Origin of the sequence: Nitriliruptor alkaliphilus DSM 45188, from assembly GCF_000969705.1 — a bacterium.
GTDB lineage: Bacteria > Actinomycetota > Nitriliruptoria > Nitriliruptorales > Nitriliruptoraceae > Nitriliruptor > Nitriliruptor alkaliphilus.
The window spans coordinates 263,819-289,633 of record NZ_KQ033901.1; the positions used below are offsets into that span (position 1 = coordinate 263,819).

The 25,815-nt window shown below is 71.9% G+C and carries 22 protein-coding genes; 12 read left to right on the forward strand and 10 right to left on the reverse strand.

All coding sequences use genetic code 11. The features are described from left to right. Positions 1 to 20: 20 nt before the first annotated feature. Genes NITAL_RS01240 through NITAL_RS01250 form a run of 3 tightly spaced genes read right to left on the reverse strand, consistent with a single transcriptional unit; the run spans position 21 to position 2,457 of the window. Complete coding sequence (locus tag NITAL_RS01240; protein ID WP_052664282.1) at positions 21 to 845, reverse strand: SDR family oxidoreductase; 825 nt, start codon at positions 843 to 845, stop codon at positions 21 to 23. Further along, positions 842 to 1,546, reverse strand: coding sequence for an acylneuraminate cytidylyltransferase family protein (locus tag NITAL_RS01245; protein WP_052669231.1), 705 nt, complete (start codon positions 1,544 to 1,546; stop codon positions 842 to 844). The genes NITAL_RS01240 and NITAL_RS01245 overlap by 4 nt, the downstream gene beginning before the upstream one ends. After that, positions 1,543 to 2,457, reverse strand: a complete 915-nt coding sequence (locus tag NITAL_RS01250) for a Gfo/Idh/MocA family protein (RefSeq protein ID WP_052664283.1) — start codon at positions 2,455 to 2,457, stop codon at positions 1,543 to 1,545. The genes NITAL_RS01245 and NITAL_RS01250 overlap by 4 nt, the downstream gene beginning before the upstream one ends. A 161-nt stretch (positions 2,458 to 2,618) precedes the next feature. Here NITAL_RS01250 and NITAL_RS01255 point away from each other — a divergent pair, with 161 nt between their 5' ends. The 7 genes from NITAL_RS01255 (at position 2,619) to NITAL_RS01285 (ending at position 12,031) form a co-directional block, all read left to right on the forward strand. Next, positions 2,619 to 3,764, forward strand: a complete 1,146-nt coding sequence (locus tag NITAL_RS01255; RefSeq protein ID WP_052669233.1) for a DegT/DnrJ/EryC1/StrS family aminotransferase — start codon at positions 2,619 to 2,621, stop codon at positions 3,762 to 3,764. 20 nt (positions 3,765 to 3,784) lie between these two features. After that, the gene (gene neuC, locus NITAL_RS01260; RefSeq protein WP_211262141.1) at positions 3,785 to 4,912 is read left to right on the forward strand and encodes a UDP-N-acetylglucosamine 2-epimerase; all 1,128 of its coding nucleotides are present in this window, start codon (positions 3,785 to 3,787) and stop codon (positions 4,910 to 4,912) included. Between the two features lie 9 nt (positions 4,913 to 4,921). After that, complete coding sequence (neuB, locus tag NITAL_RS01265; protein WP_052664285.1) at positions 4,922 to 5,998, forward strand: N-acetylneuraminate synthase; 1,077 nt, start codon at positions 4,922 to 4,924, stop codon at positions 5,996 to 5,998. Positions 5,999 to 6,121: 123 nt separating this feature from the next. Continuing rightward, complete coding sequence (gene aepX, locus NITAL_RS01270) at positions 6,122 to 7,435, forward strand: phosphoenolpyruvate mutase (RefSeq protein WP_052664286.1); 1,314 nt, start codon at positions 6,122 to 6,124, stop codon at positions 7,433 to 7,435. Continuing rightward, on the forward strand, positions 7,432 to 8,577 hold the full coding sequence (aepY, locus tag NITAL_RS01275; RefSeq protein WP_052664287.1) for a phosphonopyruvate decarboxylase: 1,146 nt from the start codon (positions 7,432 to 7,434) through the stop codon (positions 8,575 to 8,577). The genes aepX and aepY overlap by 4 nt, the downstream gene beginning before the upstream one ends. After that, positions 8,574 to 9,743 (forward strand): phosphonoacetaldehyde reductase, encoded by a 1,170-nt coding sequence (locus NITAL_RS01280; RefSeq protein WP_083441100.1) that lies wholly within the window; start codon positions 8,574 to 8,576, stop codon positions 9,741 to 9,743. Before aepY ends, NITAL_RS01280 begins: the two co-directional genes overlap by 4 nt. Continuing rightward, complete coding sequence (locus NITAL_RS01285; protein ID WP_052664288.1) at positions 9,743 to 12,031, forward strand: glycosyltransferase; 2,289 nt, start codon at positions 9,743 to 9,745, stop codon at positions 12,029 to 12,031. Before NITAL_RS01280 ends, NITAL_RS01285 begins: the two co-directional genes overlap by 1 nt. Positions 12,032 to 12,049: 18 nt before the next feature. Here the strand turns inward: NITAL_RS01285 and NITAL_RS01290 are convergent, their stop codons facing one another. Both NITAL_RS01290 and NITAL_RS01295 read right to left on the reverse strand, forming a co-directional pair. Beyond that, complete coding sequence (locus NITAL_RS01290; protein ID WP_052664289.1) at positions 12,050 to 13,642, reverse strand: tetratricopeptide repeat protein; 1,593 nt, start codon at positions 13,640 to 13,642, stop codon at positions 12,050 to 12,052. A gap of 71 nt (positions 13,643 to 13,713) precedes the next feature. Beyond that, positions 13,714 to 15,105, reverse strand: coding sequence for a tetratricopeptide repeat protein (locus NITAL_RS01295; protein WP_052664290.1), 1,392 nt, complete (start codon positions 15,103 to 15,105; stop codon positions 13,714 to 13,716). A 184-nt stretch (positions 15,106 to 15,289) separates the two neighbouring features. Here NITAL_RS01295 and NITAL_RS01300 point away from each other — a divergent pair, with 184 nt between their 5' ends. The 3 genes from NITAL_RS01300 to NITAL_RS01310 are packed head-to-tail and all read left to right on the forward strand — an operon-like array spanning position 15,290 to position 17,453. Then, entirely contained in the window at positions 15,290 to 16,033 is a 744-nt protein-coding gene (locus NITAL_RS01300; RefSeq protein WP_052664291.1) for a class I SAM-dependent methyltransferase, read from the forward strand. Between the two features lie 41 nt (positions 16,034 to 16,074). Beyond that, entirely contained in the window at positions 16,075 to 16,500 is a 426-nt protein-coding gene (locus tag NITAL_RS27730) for a hypothetical protein (RefSeq protein WP_052664292.1), read from the forward strand. Further along, complete coding sequence (locus tag NITAL_RS01310; RefSeq protein ID WP_052664293.1) at positions 16,497 to 17,453, forward strand: glycosyltransferase; 957 nt, start codon at positions 16,497 to 16,499, stop codon at positions 17,451 to 17,453. The genes NITAL_RS27730 and NITAL_RS01310 overlap by 4 nt, the downstream gene beginning before the upstream one ends. Here NITAL_RS01310 and rffA read toward each other — a convergent pair whose 3' ends face one another. Both rffA and NITAL_RS01320 read right to left on the reverse strand, forming a co-directional pair. Next, complete coding sequence (rffA, locus tag NITAL_RS01315) at positions 17,454 to 18,632, reverse strand: dTDP-4-amino-4,6-dideoxygalactose transaminase (protein WP_052664294.1); 1,179 nt, start codon at positions 18,630 to 18,632, stop codon at positions 17,454 to 17,456. Then, the gene (locus NITAL_RS01320) at positions 18,629 to 19,381 is read right to left on the reverse strand and encodes a GNAT family N-acetyltransferase (RefSeq protein WP_052664295.1); all 753 of its coding nucleotides are present in this window, start codon (positions 19,379 to 19,381) and stop codon (positions 18,629 to 18,631) included. The genes rffA and NITAL_RS01320 overlap by 4 nt, the downstream gene beginning before the upstream one ends. Positions 19,382 to 19,570: 189 nt before the next feature. Between NITAL_RS01320 and NITAL_RS01325 the strand changes: the two genes are divergently transcribed. Then, positions 19,571 to 21,265 (forward strand): hypothetical protein, encoded by a 1,695-nt coding sequence (locus NITAL_RS01325; RefSeq protein ID WP_157041551.1) that lies wholly within the window; start codon positions 19,571 to 19,573, stop codon positions 21,263 to 21,265. A gap of 58 nt (positions 21,266 to 21,323) precedes the next feature. Here the strand turns inward: NITAL_RS01325 and guaA are convergent, their stop codons facing one another. Genes guaA through NITAL_RS01340 form a run of 3 tightly spaced genes read right to left on the reverse strand, consistent with a single transcriptional unit; the run spans position 21,324 to position 25,118 of the window. Continuing rightward, positions 21,324 to 22,901 carry a glutamine-hydrolyzing GMP synthase gene (gene guaA / locus NITAL_RS01330; RefSeq protein ID WP_052664297.1) on the reverse strand — a complete coding sequence of 526 codons (1,578 nt, stop codon included), beginning with the start codon at positions 22,899 to 22,901 and terminating at the stop codon, positions 21,324 to 21,326. Beyond that, positions 22,898 to 24,004, reverse strand: coding sequence for an O-antigen ligase family protein (locus NITAL_RS01335; protein ID WP_052664298.1), 1,107 nt, complete (start codon positions 24,002 to 24,004; stop codon positions 22,898 to 22,900). The genes guaA and NITAL_RS01335 overlap by 4 nt, the downstream gene beginning before the upstream one ends. Before the next feature lies 1 nt (position 24,005). Continuing rightward, on the reverse strand, positions 24,006 to 25,118 hold the full coding sequence (locus NITAL_RS01340; protein ID WP_052664299.1) for a GuaB3 family IMP dehydrogenase-related protein: 1,113 nt from the start codon (positions 25,116 to 25,118) through the stop codon (positions 24,006 to 24,008). Between the two features lie 122 nt (positions 25,119 to 25,240). Here NITAL_RS01340 and NITAL_RS01345 point away from each other — a divergent pair, with 122 nt between their 5' ends. Then, complete coding sequence (locus NITAL_RS01345; protein WP_052664300.1) at positions 25,241 to 25,804, forward strand: DUF5319 family protein; 564 nt, start codon at positions 25,241 to 25,243, stop codon at positions 25,802 to 25,804. The last annotated feature ends 11 nt before the right edge of the window (positions 25,805 to 25,815 follow it).

Here is a 25,815-nt window from a genome sequence, read left to right on the forward strand (position 1 = left end):
ATCGCGTCACCCACGCGGTCTCACCAGGCGGAGAGGCCACCGTCGACCATGAGCGTCTGGCCCGTGACGTAGCTCGACGCGTCGGACGCGAGGTAGATCAGCGCGCCGGTCATCTCGTCGGCCTCGGCCATACGGCCCAACGGAACCCGCTGGGAGTAGCGCGCGAGGAACGTGTCGTTCTGGCCGCTACGGACCCCGCCCGGCACCAAGGTGTTGACGCGGACACCGGACAGCCCCCACTCGGCTGCCAGGTGCCGTGTCAGCCCGACCACACCCGCCTTCGACGCGCTGTAGACGACGGGGCTCGAGATCTCCATCCCGAGGTAGGACGAACCTTCGTAGATCCGCTGGTCCGGCGCCATCACGCCGTAGATGGAGGCCGTCTGCACGATCGAGCCGCGCTCGCGGGCGACCATCCGGTTGCCCACCTCGCGAGCGACGAGGAACATCCCATCGAGGTTGACCGCCATCACCTCGCGCCAGGTCGCCAGCGTCGTCGTCGCCAGGGGGGCGAAGAAACCCTCGAGCGAGCTCGACTTCGAGGCTGCGTTGTTGTGCAGCACGTCGATCGGGCCGAGGCCGTCCTCGATCGCGACGACCACGTCCCGCACCGACACCTCGTCCGACACATCGCAGACGAAGCCCTCGGCACGGCCGCCGTACTCGCTGCGCAGCGCGTTGGCGACCTCCTGCACCGCACCCTCGTCGAGGTCCACCACCGCGACGGCAGCGCCGTGATCGGCCAGCGCCGCAGCGAACCGACGCCCGAGGATGCCCGCACCCCCGGTCACCACCGCGACACGGCCCGTGAGGTCGAACAGGTTCCGGAAGTGGCCCGCGGTCACGCATGCTCCCGACTGCCGAAGAGGTGGTCGACGATCACCCAGTCGAGCTCCGAGTCCACGTCCACGGAGCGTTCTTCGGGCATCTCGTACAGCAGGGTGCGTCCGTAGAACACCTTCGGGTCGGCGAGGAACACGTCACGTCGCCAGACGTAGATGGACGCGTTCATGTCGAAGGTCCGCGGGGCATCCTGACGACGCAGCACCGCCTCCGGCAGGGGCTTGCTCAGCCGGACGTGCCCACCTTCATCGAGCTCGACGAGGTTGAAGTAGGGCGAACGACGCGCCGGAGCTGCCGAGATCACGTTGTCCGCGTCGCTCGACTCGAGCAGGGCGATGGCGGCTGTGACGTCGCTCGGGAGGCGTAGCGGCGAGGTGACGTCGAGGTCGACCACTGTGTCGAAGTGCGCACCGGTCGCCGCCTCGGCCTCGCGCACCGCGTGGGCGATGGCCGCTGGCTTGCCTGCCACGTCAGAGGCGAGCTCGAGGGGTCGATCGACGAGGACGTCGACCCCATACTCCCGCGCGGTGCGCAGGATGTGCTCATCGTCGCTACTGACCGCGATGGTGTCGAAGGCGCCACTGTCCCGAGCATGCTCGATCGTGTGCGCGAGCAGCGGCTTGCCGTGCAGGTCGCGGACGTTCTTCCCTGGGACACCCTTGGACCCCCCACGGGCGCAGATCGTGCAGAGTCTGGTCGTCACGGGGTCACCCACCTGCGTTCGTGTGCGGCCGTCTCGATCGCGGCGATGAGCCGGACCACCTCGATGCCCTCCGCTGCCGTACAGGGACGCTGGTCGCTGCCGAGCATCGCCTCGTGTTGGCGACGGTAGGTCACGTGACGGTCCGCGGGCAGCTCCTCGACCGCGCCGTCGACGGCCAGACGACCGGCCACGAGGTCGGCCACGAAGGTGTGTTCCTCGGTGGTCACCACGACGCGACGCTGACCGATGCGGTCGAGGTAGTCGAGTTGGAGCGAGACCAGAGCACAGCGGTCGAGCTCAAGGAGGACGGCCCACGCATCATCACTGGCGACATTGAGCACGCCGCTGCGGCCGCCCTGGGCCGCGACCCGCTTCCAGGGACCGAACATCCACAGGAGGTAGTCGAGTTCGTGGCTCAGGTCACGCAGCACGCCGCCGCCCGCGGCCGGGTCAGCGGAGTAGCTGCTGCGGTGATCCGTACCAGGTCGCCAGGTGCTGAGGTGCTGGCCGGCGTGCGCGGTCACGGTCGCGATGCGAGCACCCGCCAGCTCGGTCCGCAGTCGCTCGAGGACCGGGTGGAACCGCAGGTTGTAGGCGACCCCGACCCGGGCGAAGCCCTCGAGGGGCAGGGCGACAGGCGCGCTCGTCAGCGGCTTCTCGACCAGGACTCGGCCGTGGAAGCCAGCCTCGGCGAGTTCGGTGACGTCACCACCGTGTCGGGCCGTCTCACGCGCCAGAACGACGTACTCGGGGTCGACGCCGGCGACACCTTCCGCGATCGTGGCGAACGTGCGGTGCGTGCCGAAGGGGCCACGACGGCTGACGACGGCGACGTCGCAACCGAGGGCCGAGAGCACCTCGACGTGACGCGTCCCGATCGACCCCACCCCGACCACCAGAGCGCGCGTCACGGTCGGTCCGTCGCGCGGCGGGTCATGTGGGTCCGTCCAGGTGGCCCTGCGGGTCAGTGGGGCGGTCGATGTTAGCCTCCTGCGTCGCCTCGCCTCAGGTCCCCGGTGGGCGCAGGCGGCGCGCCATGCCGCTCGACCGCACAGAACAGGCGTCGCCCCGGATGATCCCGCTCGCCGTACCGAACCTCGCCGGTCGCGAGGCCGAGTACCTCCAGGAGTGCATCACCTCGACCTACGTCTCGACGGTCGGGCCCTTCGTGGGACGTCTCGAGGAGCAGGTGGCGGCGGCCGCGGGGACGACCGGTGCCGTGGCGGTCTCCACCGGGACCGCGGGCCTCCACCTCGCCCTCCGTGTCGTCGGCGTCGGGCACGGCGACCTCGTCGCCATGCCCGCCCTGACCTTCATCGCATCGGCCAACGCGGTGGCGTACTGCGGCGCGGCACCGTGGCTGTTCGACGTGACCCCGGACGCGCTCACGATGGATCCCGAGCAGGTCGCCGACGCATTCGAGCGCGACCTGGAACCCGGACCCGACGGCCCGGTGCATCGCCCGACCGGACGTCGGGTCGCGGCCGTGCTACCGGTCCACACCCTCGGGCACCCCGCGGACCTCGACCCCCTGGCGGCGACGGCTCACCGACACGCGATTCCCGTGGTCGCCGACGCCGCCGCCGCGCTCGGCGCCCGCTACCGCGGTCGTGCCATCGGGCAGGCCGGCGCCGCCATCAGCGTGTTCTCCTTCAACGGCAACAAGACGGTCACCGCCGGTGGCGGGGGGGCGCTCGTCTCCGACGATGCAGCCCTCCTCGCGCGCGCCCGTCACCTGTCGACCACCGCACGCGTCGGATCCGACTACGACCACGACGAGGTGGGCTTCAACTACCGGATGACCAACGTGCAGGCGGCGGTCGGGTGCGCACAGATGGAACAGCTCGACACGTTCGTCGCGACGAAACGGCGGATCCAGGCCACGTACACCGAACGGTTCAGCGACCTGGCCGACGTACGGCCGATCCCGCAGGCCAGCTGGGCCGACAGCGCCTGCTGGTTCGCGGGGTTCTCGTTGGAGGGCTGGGACGCTGACCAGGTCGCAGCGTTGCGAGCGGGCCTCCGCGACGACGGCATCGACGCCCGCCCGTTCTGGAAGCCGATGCACCTCCAGCGCCCCTACGCCGACGCACCGGCGGAACCCCTCCCCGTGACCGAGGACGTCTGGCAACGCCTCATCACCCTGCCGTGCTCCACGGGGATCACCGACGACGAGCTCGGCCGCGTCATCGCCGCTGTCCGCGGACGGCTGACCTGATGGCGCTCACCGTCTGTGTGGTGACCGGCACCCGGGCCGAGTACGGGTTGCTCCGCCCCGTGATGCGCGGTCTGCGCGACGACGACCGGTTCGCCCTCCAGGTCGTGGTCACGGGCGCGCACCTGTCACCCGAGTTCGGCTCGACCGTCACCGGCGTCGAGGACGACGGCTTCACCGTCGACGAGCGCGTCGAGATGCTGCTGTCATCGGACTCGCCCGTCGGGGTCACCAAGTCGCTCGGTCTGGCGACGATCGGGTTCGCGGACGCGTTCGCCCGACTGGTCCCCGACCTCGTGCTCGTGCTCGGTGACCGCTACGAGATCCTCGGCGTCGTCCAAGCGGCGCTGATCGCACGCGTCCCGGTCGTCCACCTCTCCGGAGGCGACGTCACGGAGGGAGCCATCGACGACGCCATCCGGCACGCGGTCACCAAGATGTCCCACCTGCACCTTCCCTTCAGCCAGGACGCCGCTGACCGCATCCTCCAGATGGGTGAGGACCCGACGCGTGTCGTGGTCGCCGGGAACCCCGGTCTGGACGAGCTCGCGGCCGTACCGGTGCCCCCACGCGACGAGGTCGCCGCTGCGCTCGGTCTCGAGCTGCGGGAGCGCAACCTGCTGGTGACCTACCACCCGGTGACGCTCGCCGACGAGCCTCCGGCACCCTCGTTCCAGGCGCTGCTCGACGCGCTCGACGACCTCGGCCCGGACGTCGGCATCATCCTGACGCTGCCGAACGCCGACACCGACGGCCGCGTGCTGATCGACATGACCCGCGCGTACGCCGAGGCACGACCCAACGCCGTTGCACACACCTCGCTCGGTGCCGATCGGTACCAACGCACGCTCCGCACCGTCGACGCGGTGGTCGGCAACTCCTCGAGCGGCATCATCGAAGCGCCCGCCGTCGGGGTGCCGACGGTCAACATCGGTGAGCGCCAGCGCGGGCGCCTGCGCGGCGCCTCGACGATCGACTGCCCACCGCAGCGCGAGGCCATCGCGGACGCCATCCGTCGTGCCCTCGACTGGAGGGACGTGCCGGTCGGTTCGCCCTACGGTGACGGGCGTGCCACGGCCCGGGTGCTCGATGCCCTCGGCGCGATCGAGGATCCGCGCGCGCTGCTCGTCAAGCGCTTCCACACCCCGTAGGAGTCGTACGTGAACCGGACGCTCGTCATCGCCGAGGCCGGCGTCAACCACGGTGGGTCGCTCCCTGCCGCGCTCGAGTTGGTGGACGCCGCTGTCGGGGCCGGCGCCGACGTCGTCAAGTTCCAGACCTTCGATGCCCGGTCGCTGGCGACGGCGACAGCCCCGCAAGCCGCCTACCAGCGCCGGAACGCGGCTGCCGCGTCGCAGATCGAGATGCTGACCGGCCTGCAGCTCGACCGGGATGCGCACGACACCCTCGCCGCCCGCTGCGCCGAGACGGGCATCGAGTTCCTCTCGACGGCCTTCGACGAGGTGAGCCTCGGCTGGCTGCTCGAGCTCGGCATCCGGCGGGTCAAGGTGCCGTCCGGTGAGCTCACGAACGGACCGCTCGTCCTGGCCTTCGCGCGCACGGGGCTGCCGCTGATCGTGTCCACGGGGATGGCGAGCCTGGCGGATATCGAGGGCGCTCTCGCCGTCATCGCCTTCGGAGCCCAGCACGCCGAGGGGGTCCCCACCCCGGAGCGTCTCCGGGAGGCCTACACGACCGCGGCGCGGGACGGGTCGCTGCGCGAATGGGTCACCCTGCTGCACTGCACGTCGAGCTACCCAGCCGACCCGAGCGACGTCCACCTCGCCGCGATGGACACGCTCGCGCAGGCGTTCGCCCTCCCGGTCGGCTACTCCGACCACACCCTCGGGACCGCGGTCAGCATCGGCGCCGTCGCCCGCGGCGCCCGCGTCGTCGAGAAGCACCTGACGCTGGATCGTGACGCTCCCGGCCCGGACCACGCGGCATCGCTCGAGCCGGACGGGTTCACCGAGCTGGTGGCTGGCATCCGCGCCGTCGAAGCGGCCATCGGCTCCCCGGTCAAGTACCCCACAGCCGCCGAGACCGATACCGTCATGACCGCTCGCCGAAGCGTCGTCGCGGCCCGCCCGATCGCCGCCGGCCAGGTGATCGCTGCGGAGGATCTCCGCGCCGCCCGACCTGGCACCGGTCGGCCGCCGGCCGACCTCTGGCACCTGCCCGGCCGGACGGCGACCCGCGACTACGGCGTCGACGAACCGCTCGACGCCCGCGAGTGAGACCGGGCGGCGGATGCGACCAGCCTCCCGGTGCCGGGCCCCACGTCACCTATCCTCCAGCGGTCGTCCGCGACCTGCGCGCCCACGCGCTGGCCGCTCGCCGCTCCCTCGAAGGACCCCTCGATGTCCGCTACGCCCCGCGTCTACGTGGGGATGAGTGCTGATCTCATCCACCCCGGCCACATCAACATCCTCCAACGGGCTGCCGAGCTCGGTGAGGTGACCGTCGGTCTGCTGACCGACGCGGCGATCGCCAGCTACAAGCGGCTGCCGCACATGACCTTCGAGCAGCGGATGGGTGTGGTCGCCAACCTCAAGCAGGTCAGCGAGGTGGTCCCGCAGGAGACGCTGGACTACGTCCCCAACCTCGAGAAGCTCAAGCCGGACTACGTGGTCCACGGCGACGACTGGCGCACGGGGGTGCAGGCCAAGACCCGCCAGCGGGTCATCGACGCGCTCGCGCAGTGGGGTGGCGAACTGGTCGAGGTGGCCTACACCGAGGGGATCTCCTCGACCCAGCTCAACCAGTCGGTCAAGCAGATCGGCACCACCCCCTCGGTGCGTCTGGCGCGCCTGCGTCGGCTGATCGACACCAAGCCGATCGTGCGGGTCATCGAGGCCCACAGCGGCCTGACCGGCCTGATCGTGGAGTCCACCGTCGCGCAGCGTGACGGCCGCAACGTCGAGTTCGACGCGATGTGGTCCTCGTCGCTGACCGACTCGACCGCGCGTGGCAAGCCCGACATCGAGGCCGTGGACATCTCCTCGCGGCTCCAGATGATCAACGAGCTGTTCGAGGTGACCACCAAGCCGCTGATCTTCGACGGCGACACCGGTGGCAAGCCCGAGCACTTCACCTTCACCGTCCGTTCGCTGGAACGCCTCGGGGTCTCGGCGGTCATCATCGAGGACAAGGAGGGCCTGAAGCGCAACTCGCTGTTCGGCACGGACGTGGCCCAGACCCAGTCCTCGATCGAGGACTTCTCGGCACGCCTGGCCATCGGCAAGCAGGCCCAGATCACCGACGACTTCATGGTCATCGCCCGGCTCGAGTCGCTGATCCTCGAGAAGGGCATGGAGGACGCGGTCGAGCGGGCCAAGGCCTACATCGAGCTCGGCGGCGCGGACGCGCTGATGATCCACAGCCGCCGCAAGGAACCCGACGAGATCTTCGAGTTCTGCGACCGGGTGTCGAAGTTCCCCGAGCAGGTCCCGATCGTCGCCGTGCCCTCCAGCTACAACCAGGTCACCGAGGAGGAGCTGGCCGACCACGGCGTCAGCGTGGTGATCTACGCCAACCACATGCTCCGCGCCGCCTACCCGCAGATGGTCAAGGTCGCCCGCACCATCCTCGAGAACGGCCGCTCCCTGGAGGCCGACCCGTACCTGGCCAACATCAAGGACGCCCTCGCGATCATCCCCGAGAACATGGGATGATCGACCCGGCTCGCTTCGTGGCCCACCTCGCCGAGCTGGGTGTCTCGATGTACACCGGCGTGCCCGACAGCCTCCTGAAGAGCTTCGGCAAGCACGTGCACGACGCCCTGCCCCGCGAGCAGCACATCATCGCGGCCAACGAGGGCGCCGCCGTCGGCCTCGCCCTCGGCCACCACCTGCGCACGCGCGAGGTCGCGGCCGTCTACCTCCAGAACTCGGGGTTCGGCAACACCGTCAACCCGCTGCTGTCGCTGGCCGATCCGGACGTCTACGGCGTGCCGATGCTGGTGATCGTCGGCTGGCGCGGACAGCCTGGCGTCAAGGACGAGCCGCAGCACGTCAAGCAAGGGCGGGTCATGACCGCCCTGCTCGACGCGCTCGAGCTGCCCTGGGCGACGCTGCCGACCGAACCGGACGTGGCCGAGCAGGTCGTCACCGACGCCGTCCGCGCAGCGGTCGACGGCTCGACCCCGTCGTTCCTGCTCGTCGCGAAGGACACCTTCGGTCCGGCACCCACCTCGGGCAGCACGGCTGCTCCGGCCGACCCCTCGCTGCCGTCCCGCGAGGAGGGACTCACGGCCCTCGTCGAGGCCATCGGCGACGGCCAGGTCCTGATCTCCACGACCGGGATGCTCAGCCGTGAGCTGTTCGAGCTGCGCGAACGAACCGGCACGGACCCCTCCCGGGACTTCCTGACCGTCGGCGGTATGGGACACGCCAGCGCCATCGCGCTGGGCGTGGCGCTGCGCGAGCCCGAGCGCGAGGTGTGGTGCCTCGACGGTGACGGTGCGCTGCTGATGCACGCCGGCAGCCTCGCGGTCAACGCCGACCACGCGCCGGCCAACTACCTGCACGTGGTGTTCAACAACGGCGTCCACGACAGCGTGGGCGGCCAGCCGACGTCCATCGACAAGGTCGACATCCCCGCCGCCGCCCTGGCGATGGGCTACCGGTACGCCGCAGCGACCAGCGACCTGTCGACCCTCCCCGCCGAGGTGGCGGCCCTCCGGGAGCACGGCGGGCCATCCCTGCTCGAGCTGCGTGTCCGTCCGGGCAACCGCCCGGACATCGGACGCCCGACCCGCACGCCCGCCCAGAGCAAGCGCGCGTTCATGGACGCGGTCGCACCGGACGCCTCGTGAGTACCGCACGAGCGGTCGACCTGCTCGCCGACGAGGTCACCTTCGGGCCCGGCACCGTCGCCCGGCTGCCGGAACTGGTCCGCGAGCTCGGCGCGGAACGGGTGCTGCTCGTCTGCGGCCGGCGATCGTTCGAGGCCTCCGGCGCAGCGACCGTGCTCCCCGAGCTCGAGCAGGTCGCCGCCGTCCACCGGTGGAGCGACTTCTCCCCCAACACCGACGCGGCGGACCTCGGCCGCGGCCTCGGCGAGCTGGCCACGTTCAGACCCGACCTCGTGCTCGGGGTCGGTGGTGGCAGCGCCATGGACATGGCCAAGCTCCTCGCCGGGTACGGCGGGCGCGTCCCAGGCGACGAGATCGTCGCCACCATCCAGGCCGGCGGGCGGATCGACGCGCGCGATCCCGGGCTGATCCTCGTCCCGACCACCAGCGGGTCGGGGGCCGAGACCACGCACTTCGCGGTCGTCTACACCGGCCACGACAAGCACTCGATCGCCGGGCCCGCGCTGCGTCCCGACCGCATCGTGCTCGACCCCTCGTTGACCCTCAGCGGGTCGCCGTACCAGCGCGCCACCTCGGGGATCGATGCGGTCTGCCAGGCCATCGAGAGCCTGTGGGCCGTCGGCGGTACCGACGCGAGCCGCACCTTCGCGCGCGAGGCACTGGCCGTGCTGCTCGACCACATCGAAGCCTTCGTGACCGCTCCCGATGACACCGCCGCGGCCGGCATGAGCCTCGGTAGCCACCTCGCCGGTCGCGCGATCGACGTCTCGAAGACCACTGCCGCGCACGCGCTGTCGTACGGGCTGACCAAGCGCCACGGCGTCAGCCACGGCCATGCGGTCGCCACGAGCCTCGGCCCGTTCCTCGAGGCACACGCCGCTGCCTCGCCCGACCAACTCCAGGCCGGGGTCGACCCTGCGACTCACGACGCTGCGGTGGCCCACGCCGTGGCGGCGCTCGGCGCCGACGACGGCCCCTCCGCCCGGCGGGCGTTCGTCGGACTCATGGAGCGGATCGGCCTCGAACCCCGGCTCTCGGAGCTCGGCGTGACCGACGAGGACGAACGCGCCGCGCTCGTGTCCACGGTGAACCTCGAACGGCTCGGCAACGATCCGGTGCGCTTCGACGCCGACGACCTGACCGCGATCCTGCGCAGCACGGGCTGATGACCACAGGCGCACCGCACGTCGTCGTCGGGGTACACCTGCACGATGGGGCGGACGCGCTGCGCAGGAGCCTGCCGACCGTCGTGCACCAGCGCTTCAGCGGCCACCTCCAGGTCCTCGTGGTCGACGACGGGGCCGGCACCGCCGCCCGGGCCGCCCTCGACGAGCTGTGCCGGCGCTACCCAGACATCAGGGTCGTCCGTCACGCCGAGCGGCTCGGCCGCGCGGCGTCACGCAACCGGGTGCTCGCCGAGGCCGGCGGGGCCGCAGTCGCGTGGCTGGACCTCGGCGACGTCTGGCACCCCCGCAAGATCGCCGTGCAGCACGCAACGCTCCTCGCAGCGAAGGACCCGGCGCGGACCCTGGTCGCCTCGAGCCACCGCCGCGTCGACCTCACCGACCGATCCGAGGAGGTGGTCGACCCCGACCTGTCCGGTGACCTCCTGCGTGCACTGGTCGAACGCACGCTGCACGTCCCGTTCGGCACCCTCCTCGGCAGCGCGGATGCCCACCGCCTGGTCGGCGGTCTCGACGACGCGTTGCCGTACCGGGACGACGAGGACTTCCTGCTGCGCTTCCTGTCCAACGGCGGGAACCTCGTCTCCGCCACCGGTGGGCCCCTCAGCACGGGGTCGGTGGTGCGCGACCTCCCGACCGCGCGTGACGTCGCCGTGGCCGAGCACCGGATCCGGCGACGCCACCGCGAGACCGTGCGGGCCGGTGGCTCCGGATCGGCTCGTCGCCGCCACCGGCGTGAGCTCCAGCGGATCGCGCGCCTGCACCGCAAGGAAGGTCGCCGGGCGGTGGCCGGGCTCTACCGGCTCCGGGCCGACACCGTGGCGGTCCTCGACCGGCTCGCGCGGACATCGGGCTCCGGGCACGCCCCGAGCGGTGACGCCCCGACGGCGCCGCCGGGGGGCAGCACCGTCGCCGGACGACCCGCGGACCCACCCGTGCCCCCGCAGTTCGAAGGGGTCCACGAGGCCGGCGCTGTCGAGGACTGGTCCGCGGCCATCGTCGCCTGGGAGTCCACCGAAGACGACGTGCGAGCCGGTGCCGACCCGGCGACCTGGGAGGTGATCGCCCGAGCCCTCCGCGCGTCCGAGCGCTACGAGGACGCGGCGGCCGTCGCTCGGGCCGGCCTGGTGTGCTGGCCGGCACACCCCCGTCTGGAGATGGAGCTGGCCAAGAGCCGCGCGGCGACGATCGACTGGGGCGCGGCGTTCCTCCCGATGGCCCCAGGTGAGCCGACCGCCGACAGCGACGCGAGGGCGGCCGAGCCGACCGGCGAGGTCACCTCGCTCGGCGTCCTCGCCGGTGGCGAGGGCTTCGTCACCGGCTGGGTGGCGGACGATCCGTCCCCGCTGCCCGTCGAGGTGTCCCTGCACGTCGGCGAGACCACGGTCGTCACGACCTACGCCCAGGCCACGGACCCCGACGACCGCGGCAGGCTCGCCTTCTCGCTCAGCTGCGAGCAGCTCCTCGAGTTCCTCGGTGACGGCGACCGCATCACCATCCGCACCGCCGACCGGCTGCTTCCCATCGTGGGGTTCGGCGCCGCAGCCGAGGTGCAGACCGGCTTCGAGAGCCGGATGCCGGCGCTGCGGGCGCGGCTCGATGCCGGCGCGGTCTTCACCAAGTTCGGCCGCCTGCGCCCCGGCTACACCCCGGCCCGCAAGCGTCGCACCCTCGACCTCGTCGACGAGGTGGCAGCCGTGGTCCACGAGGCGCACGGCTACGCGTGCACGCCGTTCTACGGCAACCTGCTCGGCGCCGTGCGCGAGCAGGACTTCATCGCCCACGACGTCGGTGGGTTCGACCTCGGGTACGTGTCGGGCGAACGCGACCCAGCCGCCGTCCGTGACGAGTTCGCCGGCCTGTGCCGGCGCCTGCTCGACCACGGGTACCACCTCGAGCTCGAGCCGTTCGGCGCGATGATCCGGAAGCAGCCGGGCGACCGAATCTTCGTCGACCTCAACTTCGCCTGGCTGACCGACGCGGAAGAGCTGCGTCTGTCGTACGGCTGGCGCTACGAACCTGTCGTCGGCGGCGACGCCATCGCCGTCACGCGGGACACCTTCCTGGCCGGCCGGCTGGTCCCGATCCCCACGGACGCCGAAGCCGTGCTGCACCAGGTCTACGGCCACGGGTGGGCCACCCCCGACCAGGGCTTCGAGCTGGCGCGGGATCTGCAGCGCGACGACGCGTTCCTGCTCGGCACCGCGGACCTGGAGGCGCTGCGCACCGCGGCGCCGGACCGCGTCGTGGTGCTCGCGTCGCGCGACTGACGTCGGTTCGGGCGGTGCTCACTCGATGACGTCGTCCAGCGGGTAGAGCGGTTGCGAGGCGATGGACACCAGCCGGCCCTGACCAGGGTGGTCCGCCGCGCTGACCGCGAGGCGGTCGTCGAGAGCCCGGAACTCCTCAGGGGACAGCAGGGCTTCGCCGAGGCGAGTCATCACCGCTGGATCGGCCCCGGTAGCGTCGTCGACGTAGCCGGGGTCGGGGGTGCGCCAGCCAGGGCCGTAGAAGCGTTCCAGCAGCACCTCGGGTCGGCGCGGGACGAGGACCGGCTCGCCGCGTAGGTCGCGCGCCTCGGCCGGCAGGAGGTCGTCGACCACGGCGGGGAACCGGTGGTGGTTGTGGACGTACAGGTCCGGTCCCTCGAACCACACCGGGTGGACGTCGAGGTGCAGCGACGCGTCACCGATGGCGTCGTGGTGTACGCGGAAGAGCCGCCCCCGGCGGTTGATGCTGACGCTGAACCCCTCGCGGACCAGCGCCGCGATGAGGTCCACGGCCTCGGCCTTGACGGCGACCGGGTCCGTGGCTCCCGCGACGTAGCCGCAGTCGAAGTCATCGTCGCCGGGGATGAGGTCCCCCTGCCGGTGGATGCCGAGCAGGGTGCCGTAGAGGGCGAACAGCTCGCGTCCGTGGTCCTCTGCGAGGGCGTCGCGCACGAGCCCGTAGAGGCGCAGCAGATCGGCCTGTCGCGAGGCCACCTCATCAGCCGTGGGTGTCAGCCCGCCCTTCTTGTCGACCCGGACGCCGTCGGCGAGCAGGTCACCGAGGGTCCCCGAGGCGTGCGGCAGTCGGACCGTCACCGCAGCGACGGGGCCAGGCGCCGGCAGCACACGCCCATCGGGGGTGGTGACGGCCAGGCGACCGACGGGTGGGGCGACATCCAGGACAGGCCGTCGCAGCACGAGATCGAAACGGCGGAGCGGCTCTCCCGACGCGAGGTTGACGGTGCGGACCGGGAGGTCGCCGAGCGTGACCTCGACCACCGTCACGGACGGGTCGGCGACGATGCCCGTCACGTGCAGGCCCTGGTGGGTGAAGCGCGGGCGGACCACGCCTGGTGGGTCGCCGAGCGCCGCGGCGGCTTCGGGCTCCAGGGCCGCGTCGAACAGCGGATCGTCGACACGCGCGGCTTCGTTGCGGTGGTGATCGCGCTCGAGCTCGAACTGCCACAGGTGCCGGGAGGTGACCACCCAGGCGCTGTGCGACGTCCGCGTCGCCTCGACGGCGCGCTCGTAGGCGGCGATCGCGCCGACCGTGTCGCCGGCGGCAGCCCGCAGCTCACCCAGGGGTGCCAGCCACGCGACCGAATCGGGTCGCAGCTCGACAGCGCGCTCGATGGCGGCGAGGGCCGTCCCGGTCGGGTCGACGGCGACGGGCTCCTCGGGGCGGTCCGCCGCCAGCTGGGTGTCGGTCCGGAAGCGTGGCGGCGACCCCACGAACGTGCCACGCCAGGCCGCGACCAGTCCGGCGGTGCGGGCGAGTTCGCGGTGAGCGTTGGCGTCGTCCGGTCGTGCCGTCGCCAGCCGCTGCCAGCGCTCGGCGGCCTCGAACCAGCGGTCCTCCGCGGCGAGCGCCGCAGCCTCGCCGCGCAACACCTCGAGTTCCTGCCCGGCCGCTCGAGACGAGCGGCCACGGAGGCGGGCGACGAGCCCGCGTCCCCCGGGGCTCAACCCTCCGGTCCGGGCTTCAGCGCCAGCGACGCCGCGTCCGCGGGGCTGACGTAGGTGTCGTACTGCGGGTGGGCGAACCGATGCAGGGTGTAGGCCCCGTGGTGCCAGGTGTGGTTGACCGGCAACGTCCGGAAGGTGCGGTCCTCGGCGAGCTTGACGTCGCGGTTCTCGGCGTTGAACTCCTCGATGGCCAGGAGCTCACCCGCGTGCGGGTTGTAGTCCTGTCCCTGCCAGCCTGCGACATCGTCGAAGTAGACCGGGGTGCGCGGCAGGAACCAGGCATCGTCGGCGCCCTCCGAGAGGTGGTCGAGCACCCCCTTGCTCGCGGAGTAGACGTCCATGTCGAAGGACATGAACCCGATCGGGGCGGGCGCCGAGGCGAGGAACTCAGCGAACGTCTCGGTCGCGTCGCCGAGGATGAGACGGGCGTGTCGGAGCCGGGACCGCAGCGCCGGCACGTCCATCGCGTAGGCGCCGGCTGCGAAGAAGTACGGCATGTCGCGCGCGTCGATCGGCTCGTACAGACCACCACCCGTATCGAAACCCACGACATCCACCGCGACGCCCGTGAGCTCGGCGATCTCGGCCGCGTTGGTCTCCATCGCCACCAGGCCGTTCCCTCCGGCAACACCGAACTCGACCGCCGTGATCCGGGAGAGGCCGAGCTTGCTCGCCAGCTGGCAGGCACGGTGGATGCCGTAGCCGTACTGCGGGCGACGGATGAGCGATAGCCACACCCGACGCTCGTAGGGCAGGCGCCGCGAGGGTGGTTCGTGAGGCGGGTCGTGCTGGATCGCGACGAGGTCGGCGCGCTTCAGCGCCACCGTCGCACCGGGCCAGTCGCGGGCGCGTTCGAGGCAGACACCGAGCCAGAAGTGCCACATCTCGCGCGAGGGATCGCGCAACGTCGCCTCGCGGTACGCGTGAGCGGCACCCGCGAAGTCCCCGGTCTTGCGTCGGCACCATCCCAGCCGGGCGTGCCACGTGCCGTGGCTCGGATCGCGGTCGACCGCACCCTGGTAGGCGCGTGCGGCACCTTCGAGGTCACCAGCCAGCTGACGGACGTTGCCGAGCTGGAAGTGCCAGGCGGCCTTCGACGGGTCACGCTCCACCGCGTCCTCGTAGCTCGCGGTTGCCCCGGGGAGATCTCCGAGGCGCTCCAGCACGCGGGCGAGCCGGTGGTGTACCACCGCCTGGTTCGGCGCCCGTTCACGCAGCCGACGCAACCGGACAGCCGCACGCTCGAGTTCACTCGAACGCACCTCAGCAGCAGCTCGTGCCAGTTCGTCGCCGACCGTCGGCGATGAGTCGGCCATCGTGTCGGCGGCACCGGACGCGGCGGGACCGCTCACCGGTCGGAGGCGCCGTTTCACCCGGTCGAACTGCATCAGTCGGTGCTCCTCAAGACCAGCGCGACGCTACCGGAACGCCCCCCCACGATGGCCGTCGCCCTGGGGCCCGATGGCCATCGCCGGTGTGGCGTGTCATCGAGGACCTGGCCGTTAGCATCCACCGGCGGACCAGCCGTGCGCCAGCTCCGCATCCGTGCGCACGCCACGAGGGGAGCGCAGCATGCCGGATGGGCCACAGGCGCCGGGATCGGCCTCGCTCGCCAACCCTCGCTACTGGTGGTACCAGGCACGCAGCGACCTCATGCACGCCGTCTTCGCACGGTACCTGCACCCAGGCCACCACCTCCTCGACGTCGGCAGTGCCGACGGGCCGAGCGTCGGCTGGCTGGTCGCCGGTATCCGCCGCACCGCGGTCGACCTCGACCCGGGTGGGCTCGAGGAAGGCGACATCTGCGCATCGGTGACCGCCCTGCCGTTCCGCGACGCTGCGTTCGACGTGGTCTCGGCCTTCGATGTCGTCGAGCACATCCCGTCCGAAGCGGCGGTCATCAGCGAACTCCGACGTGTCGCCCGCCCGGGTGGCGTCCTGCTGGTGAGCGTCCCGGCCTACCAGTGGGCGTGGACCAGCTTCGACGTCGCCGCCGGCCACCATCGGCGCTATACGCGCCGCCGCCTCGTCGCAGCCGTCGAGGCAGCCGGGCTCCGCGTCGAGCGGGCCACGTACGCGTTCGCGAGCACGATGCCGCTGTTCATCGCCGATCGCGTGGGGAGCCGCCTCGGCCTGCGCCGCCCCGAGGACCCAGCCGCCACCCGGCTACCGGCATGGCTCGACCGCTGGTTGATCAAGGTCTCCCGGGTCGACCGGTGGTTGCTGCGACGAACGGATCTACCCTTCGGCTCGTCGATCTTCCTCGCCGCGCGAGTTCCCGGCGAACCGGCTCACCCCCCCGGCGATGCATCATGAGCGCCGTGCCCACCACGCCGCCACCACCCCGGAGCTCGCCAGTGCGCGCCATCGTCCTCGTGCTCGTCTCCCTCAGCCTCGGGGTGGCCGGCCTGCTCCTGTGGCGCCACGCGATCGCCGGCGTCGGCGGGTTCACCCTCGGCGCCAGCGGCACGTTGGCGCAGTTGTGGGCGCTCCTCGGCCACTGGGCCTTCTGGGCCGGCAACCTCCTCCTCGTCGGCGTCGCGCTCATCAGCCTCGAGCTGTACGGCAACCAGGCGTTGTCGACCGTCATCCCGCTGTACAGCCTCGGCTACATCCTGGTCGCGTTCGTGGACCGGTTCGCCCTCGGACAACCGGTCCCCGTCGGGCGGTGGATCGGGATCGGGTTCATCCTCGTCGGGGTGGTCTTCGTGATCCGCTCGCCCGCCCCCCAGGACGCGCCGACCGACCCGCCAGGAGCGGCGGCAGCGGAGAGCCTGCCGTGAGGGCGACGCCGGACCGTGCTGTCCCGGCGGTCAGCGTCGTCGTGCCGTGCTACCGGTCCGCGGCCACCCTGTCGACGCTCGTCGAAGGCCTGCACGCCGCACTGGCCTCCGAGGCCTCCTACGAGATCGTGCTGGTCAACGACTCCTCGCCGGACGACACGTGGGCTGCGATATCGCGCCTCGCTGCAGCCGACGAGCGGGTCCGCGGCATCGACCTGCTCGTCAACCACGGCCAGCAGGCCGCCACCATGTGCGGGCTCGCGCACGCGGGAGGCGAGGTGGTCGTCACCATGGACGACGACCTCCAGCAGCCCCCCGACGAGGTCCGCACGCTGCTCGACGCCTTGCGCGCCGATCCGGACCTGGACGCCGTGATCGGCACCTGGCCCCGCGACGAAGGTCTGATCCGCAACCTCGGCAGTGTCTTCAACGGCTGGGTGGACCGCCTCGCGAACGGCACGCCGCGCGGCCTGCACCACACCGCGTTCCGGGCGATGCAGCGGCCAGTGGTCGATACCGTCGTCGCCAACGGCACCCGCACCCCGATCCTGTGGGCACTCGTCGGGCGCTCGGCCGGCCGACTTCGCAACGTCGCCGTCCGACACGACGCTCGCCCCGAGGGTCGTTCTGGTTTCACGCTGCGCGAAGGGAGCCGCCTCGTGCTCGCGACCCTCTTCCTCGGCACCACCCTGCCGCTACGCCTGCTGTCGCTCCTCGGGGCTGCCAGCGCGTTCCTCTCGCTCGTCGCAGCGCTGGTCTTCACCGCCCGCTGGGCGACCGGTGTGGCGACTCCGCCTGGATGGGTCTCGTCGTTCCTCGCCGTGATGTTCTTCGGCGGGGCGACGCTGCTCGGCGTCGGTCTCATCGGGGAGTACCTCGGCCTCGTGATGCGCGAGGTTCGCGAGCCGCCGCGGTGGGCGATCCGCCGGACCACCAGCACCGCCGCCGAGTGATCATCCCGTCGCGGCCGACGCACCTCCGTACGTCCGGAGGCTGTCGAGCAGTACTCCGACGACACGCTCCTGCTCGCTGGCGCTCATGCGGTTGTGGAAGGGGAGGCGCAGCAGCCGCGCGCTGACGTCGTCGGTCACCGGACACTCGGAGGGGGCGGCGGCGAAGCGGCGACCGCCGTCGGACCGGTGGAGCGGGACGTAGTGGAAGGTCGCGTGAACGCCGGCTCGCCGGAGCGCGTCGAGCGCGTGGTCGCGTGACGAGGCGTCGGGGAGCAGGAGGTGGAACATGTGCCACGCTGGCGTGCGCCCCTCGGGCACCACGGGGAGGCGGATGCCGACCTCGTCGGCGACCGGGGCGAGACTCGCGGCGTAGCGGTCGAACACCCCTCGTCGTTGAGCCAGGATCGTCTCACGCTGCTCGAGCTGACCCCATAGGTAGGCGGCGAGCATGTCGGACAGACCGAACGAGGAGCCGGTGTCGCGCCAGGTGTACTTGTCGGTCAGTCCGAGGGAGAAGGCGCGGCGGTCGGTCCCCTTGTCGAGCAGGACGTGTGCACGGCCGACATCGGCCTCGTCGTTGACGATCAGTGCACCCCCCTCGCCGCAGATGAAGTTCTTGGTCTCGTGGAAGCTCAGGGTCGAGAAGCGGCCGTAGGTCCCGAGCGTGCGTTCGCCGACCATCCCGAACAGCCCGTGGGCGTTGTCCTCGACGAGCGTCACCCGCGGGTAGCGGGCGACGAGGTCGGCGACCTCCGCGATGCGACCGGCGATGCCCGCGTAGTGGACGTGCACGACGCACCGAACGTTCGGATGGGTCGCGAGCAGTCGCTCGAGCTGTACCGGATCGAGCGCCAGGGTGTCCCGCTCGATGTCGCAGAACAACAGCCGCGCACCCGTCCGCGTGTAGGCGAGGGCACTGGTCACGAACGTGAAGGAGGGCACGACGACGGCGTCACCGGGGCCGAGGTCGAGCATCAGAGCCGTCATCTCGAGCGCGTCGGTGCAGGAGGTGGTCAGCAGCGCATCGGGAGCCCCGTGATGCTCAGCGAGGAGGGTGCTGACGAGCTCCGTGAACGGCCCGGACGAGGCGGTGTGGCCACCTCGAACGGCCGCGGCGACGTGCTCGAGCTCGCGACCTTCGACGGTCGGGACGTTGAAGCGGATGGACCGATCGCTCACAGCTCCCCCTCCGGGGTGCGTCGCCAGATGTGGAAGGTCAGTTCGGCGCTCGCGATCCTGAAGCCGATCCGTTCGTTCGCACGGCAGGAGGCCACGTTCTGGAGGTGCACCGCCGTGACGATACGGTCCGCGCCCGCTCGGCGTGCCAACGCGAGACGCTGTCGGCCGAGACGGGCGAACGTCCCGGTACCGCGGTGGTCCTCGTGCACAGCATCGAGCGCGACCGTGGCCTGCTGCGCCGGCTCGTCCAGGGAGAACGTCGCGAGGCCGATGATGCCGCCGCCCGCGTCGCGCTGGACCACGACGGTGACCGCAGGGTCGATGGCCAGCCGCCGGCCCCAGTCGGCGTACAGCTCGGTGCAGCGATCGGCGGGCAGCCTCGGGTCGGCGTGGTAGTGCCCGGTCGAGCGGGCGAACGCGCTCCGGCACAGTGCCGAGATGGCGTCCGCATCGGCAGCGGTCGCGACGTCGATCGGCTCGTCGTCCGGATCGAGGTCGGCGTCGGCGTCGGCGAGGTCGCGATCGAAGCTGACGTGGACGTCCATGAGCCGGCCGCCAGCCGCCTCGAGTGCGGCGATGTTGGCGCCGTCGTCAGCGGCGCAGCGGGCGATGACGAGGTCGTACGCGCCGCTGTCGAGCGGCGGGGCGTCGAGGTCGAGACGGTCACCGGGTGCCAGGCTCAGGCGTGCCACCTCGATCGCGAAGCGGTCGGCATCGAGCGGTGACCGGACCGGGGCCGTGATCGGCATCCGTCCTCCCCCTCGTCCCGACGTCGGACGCGCAGCGGTGACCGCCGGCGCGGCCGTCGGACCCTAGCGCCCGAGGCGCAGGGCCGATGTGCAACGATCGCACGTGACCCCGCGCGCGGCCGGATCGCGCATCCCACCACCGAGGAGCCGTCCTTGGTCACGCCAGCGTCCGTCCGCTCCCGCGCGGCCGTGCCTGCCCAACCGCCGCCGGTGCACGGTGGGCACCGAGCCGCCTACGCCGCGGTGGCGGTCGTCACGCTCGCGGTCGTGGCGATCGGTTGGCAACAGGTCCACCTCTCCCTGGCGGCGGTGCATCTGCCCACCATCCTCCTGTTGACCGTCGGGGTGGCCGCAGCCGGCGTCGCCCTGCGCCCGACCGCTTCGGCCCGGCCGGCGGACGAGCTCCAGCGACAGGCCGCCGTGGGCAGCTCGGTGGGGGCGTACCTGGTCGCGTGGGGTGGCGCGGTCCTGATGCTCGACGCGGTGTTCTGGGATGACTGGACCCTGGTCGAGGTCCCGACAGAGGCGATGCTCGACGGGTTCCAGCAGAACGGACTGCCCTGGGTCGGCTTCCTCCACCTCGCAGCCCTGGAGCTAGGACCGTGGGCCTACCGGCTCGTCGGTGCACTGGCGTTCCTCGGGGTGGGGCTGGCCGTGTTCGCCATCGTTCGGCGCCTCCCGACCTTCCACGGTCTACCGGCCGTGACGGCCAGGGACGCCTGGCTGCTCGCTACGCTCGTCCTGGTGCTGCCGTTCAACTCAGCCCGTCACGCGCTGATCACGCTGCCGTACACGTTGAGCCTCGCGCTGTTCACCTCGGCGTGGTGGCTCCTGGTCCGCCGAACGCCGGCACCGCCAGCCGCCGTCGTCGCTGCCACCGTGCTCCTGTTCGTCAGCTTCACGACGCAGTCGCTGTTGGTGTTCGTGGCCCTGCCGGTGGGACACCTGCTGCTGCTCGAGCTCGGTGATGACCGACGGCCCGGCCGGATCGTCCGGTGGGCAGCCCGGCGGTGGTACCTGCTGGCAGCACCGGTGGTGTTCTACGCCGCGAAGGCGACCTGGTTCGCGCCGTACGGGCTGTACGAGGGCTACAACCAGCTCGTCGTGTCACGGCTGGCAACAGCGACGCTGCGCGTGCTCCTGCTGGCACTGGCGCTCGCGGTCGTCGTCCGCCGACACCAGCGTTCCCCCAGAGCCCTCACCGCAGCGACGGTCTGGATCGTCGCCGGCCTGCTCCTCGTGTCCATCGGGGAGCTGCCCTACCTCGCTGCGGGGCACCGGCCGGGCTTCGCCGCGTGGAACTCCCGCCACCAGCTGCTCGTGCCGTTCGGGTGGGCGACGGTCGGCGTCGGGCTCGTTCGCCTGGCCACCGCCGTGCTCGGTGACGTGCCGGGTCGCCGCCTGGCGGTAGCAGGCGTCGCAGTCGCGGCGCTGACGAGCCTCGCGCTGACGCTGTCGTTCGTCGTCGACCACCGCAAGCAGGGCGAGCTGGTGGCGCTGCTGCGGGCACAACCGGAGATCGGCGAGGTGCCATCGGTGGTCGTACGCGACCACACCCGGGGGCTCAACGCCAACCAACGCCGGTGGGCCTACTACGAGTACAACGGGCTGTTCGCCGCGGCCTACGGGAACACGTCGCGGTTCGTCATCCCCGAGGGCAGCTACGTGCTCCGGCTGCGGCGCGGGGAGATGGACGGCGTCCGCACCCCTCGCTACCAGGCGGGTGGATCACACCCCTCGGACGAGGCCATCCACGTTCGCATCGTGCAGCACGGAAGCGGACCACGGCCGCTGTGGCCCTACGCCGACCTGCGACTGGCGCTCACCGTCGAACGGACCCGGCTCAGCGACTACGACGAGACCGGGAACCGCCCCGCCCCGTGACGTCCAAGGCCTCTCGCAACCGAACGTGCCTCGCAGCGCCGTCCGGTCGCCAGGCGCCTCACTCCCACTCGATGGTGCCGGGTGGCTTGGAGGTCACGTCCAGCACGACGCGGTTGACCTCGCGGACCTCGTTGGTGATGCGGGTCGAGATGCGCGCCAGCACGTCGGTCGGCACCCGGGTCCAGTCAGCGGTCATCGCGTCCTCGGACGAGACGGGACGCAGCACGATCGGGTGGCCGTAGGTGCGCCCGTCCCCCTGCACGCCCACCGACCGCACGTCGGCCAGGAGGACCACCGGGCACTGCCAGATGGTGCGGTCGAGGCCCGCAGCGGTCAGCTCCTCACGTGCGATGGCGTCGGCCGCCCGCAGCGTCTCGAGCCGGTCGCGGGTGACGTCACCGACGATGCGGATCCCGAGTCCGGGGCCGGGGAACGGCTGGCGCCAGACGATGGGCTCGGGCAGACCGAGCTGCACGCCGACCTTGCGGACCTCGTCCTTGAACAGGGTCCGTAGTGGCTCGACGAGCGCGAACTCGAGGTCGTCGGGGAGGCCGCCGACGTTGTGGTGGCTCTTGATGTTGGCCGCACCAGTGCCGCCGCCGGACTCGACCACGTCCGGGTAGAGCGTGCCCTGCACCAGGAAGTCGACGGAGGTGCCCTCGCTCTCGGCCTCGGCGACGACCTCGCGGGCGGCCTGCTCGAACACGCGGATGAACTCGCGTCCGATGATCTTGCGCTTCTGCTCTGGGTCGGTCACCCCGGCGAGTGCGTCGAGGAACCGGTCCTGGGCGTCCACGACCTTGAGGTCCACACCGGTCGCCGCGACGAAGTCCCGTTCGACCTGCTCGGCCTCGCCCTGACGGAGCAGGCCGTGGTCGACGAACACGCAGGTCAGCTGGTCGCCGATGGCCCGCTGCACGAGCGCCGCGGCCACGGCCGAGTCGACGCCGCCGGACAGGCCGCAGACCGCGTGGCTGTCGCCGACCTGCTCGCGGATGCGTTCGACCTGTTCCTCGATGACGTTGGCCATCGTCCAGGTCGGCTGGCAGCCGGCGATCTCGTAGAGGAAGTGCTCGAGGACGGCCTGGCCGTGCTCGGAGTGCATGACCTCGGGGTGGAACTGCACACCGGCGAGCTTGCGGGCGGGGTCCTCGAACGCCGCCACCGGGGTGTGGTCGGTGCGTGCGACGACGTCGAACCCCGGCGGCGCGGCGGTCACGGCATCGCCGTGTGACATCCACACCGACTGCGCGCCCGGGAGACCGTGGAACAGGGTCGACTCGACCCCCGTCACCTCGAGCGGGGTCCCGCCGAACTCCGCGGTGCCCGTGCGCTCGACGGTGCCCCCGAGCGCGTCCGCCATCGCTTGGAACCCGTAACAGATCCCGAACGTGGGGACGTCGGTCTCGAACAGCTTCGGGTCGACGCGTGGCGCGTCCTCGGCGTAGACCGACGAGGGACCGCCGGACAGCACGATCGCCTTCGGGCGCCGAGCCACGATCTCCTCGACGGCCAGCGTGTGGGGCACGACCTCGCTGTAGACCCGGGCCTCACGGATGCGTCGGGCGATGAGCTGGGCATACTGCGCACCGAAGTCGACGACCAGGACGGTGTCGAGGTCGACCTGCTGGCTCACGGGCGGTCCTGTCGGGCGGGAGGGCGATGCGAGCCTAACGCCGACGCGGAGAGCCCCCGACCTGACGAGCCCGCCAGAGCCAGCAAGGCCGCCAGCAGCGCTTCAGTCCCGAGCAGACCGCTCAGGATGTCGAGCTGCGCGTGAGCGACCAGCCCGGCGCCTCCGAGGAGCGTGACCTCCCGCCGCCACCCGCGGGGCTGCCGCAGGCCGCGCCGCGCCAGCAGGGCGTAGACACCGAGCGTCACGATCAGCAGCGGCACCCCGCCCTCGGCCCCGGCGTGTGCGAGCGCGTTGTGCGCGTGGTGGTTCGGGGGCGGCAGATCGACGGCCTCGTCCTCGAACCCACCGAGCCCGACGCCGAGGGCGGGAGCGTCGGCGAGGACCTCGAAGCCGCGAACGGCGAGGTCGACCCGCCCGAGGACGGAGGTCCCGACGCGCCCCTCCGGCACGTGCGCCCCGGCAGGCGGCGACGCGTCCAGGACCACAGCCAGCGCGCTGACCGCCCCCAGGACGACCACGGCCGCCGCCGTCAGGGCGAGCGCGACCCGTCGCCGCGTGCCCACCAGCCACGATCCGATCGCGACGAGCAGGAGCACCGCGGCGGCACCGCGCGACAGGCACGCCACGGAACCTGCGACCGTCGCCGCGACGCCCCACCACCACCTGGAGTCCTGCTGCGCGAGCACGATCGTGGCGACCACGCCGACCAGCAACCACCCGGCCACTGTGTTGTGGTCACCGAGCGGCGTGGTCACCAGGAGCTTGACCCGGTAGAAGCCGGACGACTCGCCGATCCCGGCCGGTAAACCGCGCAGGAACGCCTGCAGCGCCCAGAGCGCCAGCGCCACCTGCGCCACACCCAGCCCCACCAGCCACCGGTGTCCGCGAGCTGCATCGAGGCCGACCCGCAGGGACTGGCCGAGGGCGACCACCACGGCCGCCACCGCGTAGGGCAGCGCCGCGATCAACGGGCGAGCACCGGCGTGCAGGACGACCGTCTGGGTCCCACCGAGGACGACGGCGCCGAGGAACAGCCACAGCGCCGGGTCGCCGAGCACGCGGTCGAGACCGACCGGGACGCGACGCGCCTCGGCCGCGGTCACCTCAGCGGGCGCGGACGACGAGCTCGGCCTGGTGCAGCTTCGACAGGGACTCGTAGCCGAGGACGCCCATCGCACGCCGGAGCCCACCGATGAGGTTGACGCTGCCGTCGTCGCGGTGCGCCGGCCCTTCGAGGATGACCTGCAGCGGCCCCAGCGGCTCGACCCGGTCGTAGCGGCCGCGCGGCAGGGTGTGGTGCGCCGCCGAGACCCCCCAGTACGCGCCGCGACCCGGTGCCTCGTCGGCGGCCGCGAGCGGGCGTCCGAGCATGGCCGCGTCCGCCCCACAGGCGATGGCCTTGGCGAGGTCGCCGCCGGTACCGATGCCACCGGCCGCGATCACGTGCACGTACCGGCCGGACTCCTCCAGGTACCGGCTGCGCGCCGAGGCGACCTCGGCGATGGCCGTCGCCAGCGGCACGTGGATCCCGAGGGCCGCCTCGGTGGTGGACACCGAGGAGGCACCGAGGCCGACCAGCACGCCGACCGCGCCGGTCCGCATGAGGTGCATGGCGGACTTCGCCGACGCGACCCCGCCGACCACGACGGGGATGTCGTAGCGGGCGGTGAACGAGCGCAGATCGAGGGGTTCGTGGTCCTCGTCGGTGACGTGCTGGGCGGTGACCACCACCCCCTGGACCACCAGCAGGTCGAGACCGGCCTCGAGCGCGGCGTGGTGGTAGCGCTCGACCTTGCCGGGGGTGAGGCTCCCCGCGGCCATGCCACCGGCCTTCAGCTCCTCGACCCGCCGGCCGATCAGCTCCTCCTTGACGGGCTCGTCGTAGAGCTCCTGGAGCCGGACGGTCGCGTCGGTCCCGGGGGTCAGCTGGGCGATCTCGCCGAGCACCTCCTCAGGGTCCTCGTAGCGGGTCCAGAGGCCCTCGAGGTTGAGGACGCCGAGCCCGCCGAGCTCGCACAGGCGCGCCGCGGTGGCCGGGGACGTGACCGCGTCGAGCGGCGACGCCATGATGGGCAGACCGAACCGGTAGGCGTCGAGCTTCCACGACACGTCGGCGAGGTCGGCGCCCCGGGTGCGCTTCGACGGCACGAGCGACAGGTCGTCCAGCTCGTAGCCGATGCGGGCGCGCTTGGCGCCGCCGATGGTGGTCTCGAGCACGGGGGTTCCGGACGTGGCGCGGACGTGGGCGTGGGCAGGGTAGGCGCCGACCGGGCGAGGCACGACCCGACGGGCGTAGGCTGGCCCGGAGCGTCCCGGTCGGGCGCGGACCCGGAGGTGCAGTGAGCGACGAGGACGACTTCGACGAGGGCGGCTTCGACGAGGGCTCGGACGACGAGCACTTCGACGACGAGCCGCTCGACGAGCACGAGACCGCGCTCGTCCGCCAGGACCTGACCGACCTCGCCGACTTCCGGTCGACGTTCGAGGCCGAGGGCTACCGCGGCGTCGCGGTGTGGTGCCACGACTGCGTCGAGGAGCACTACTTCCCCTGGGACATGCTGCGCGAGAACCTGCAGCTGCTGCTCGAGACCGGCGAGACCCCGGTCCACGAGCCGGCGTTCCAGCCCGAGCCCGACCGCTACGTGCCCTGGGACTACGCCCGCGGCTACGTCGACGCCCTGAAGGACGTCGGGGTCGACCAGCGCCTCATCGTCGGGGCGTGCCCACGCTGCGGGGTCGTGCTCGAGGGTGACCTCGGCCGCGCGAACTTCTGCCCGCGGTGCGGTGCCACCCTCCTCGGCGCCCGGCTGGGCGTCGCCCTCGGCGCCGCTGGCCTCGACGCCGACACGGTCCGCGAGATCCTCGCGGCCGCGGGCCTCCCCGGCGCCCCGACCCCCGACTGACGGCGAGGCTG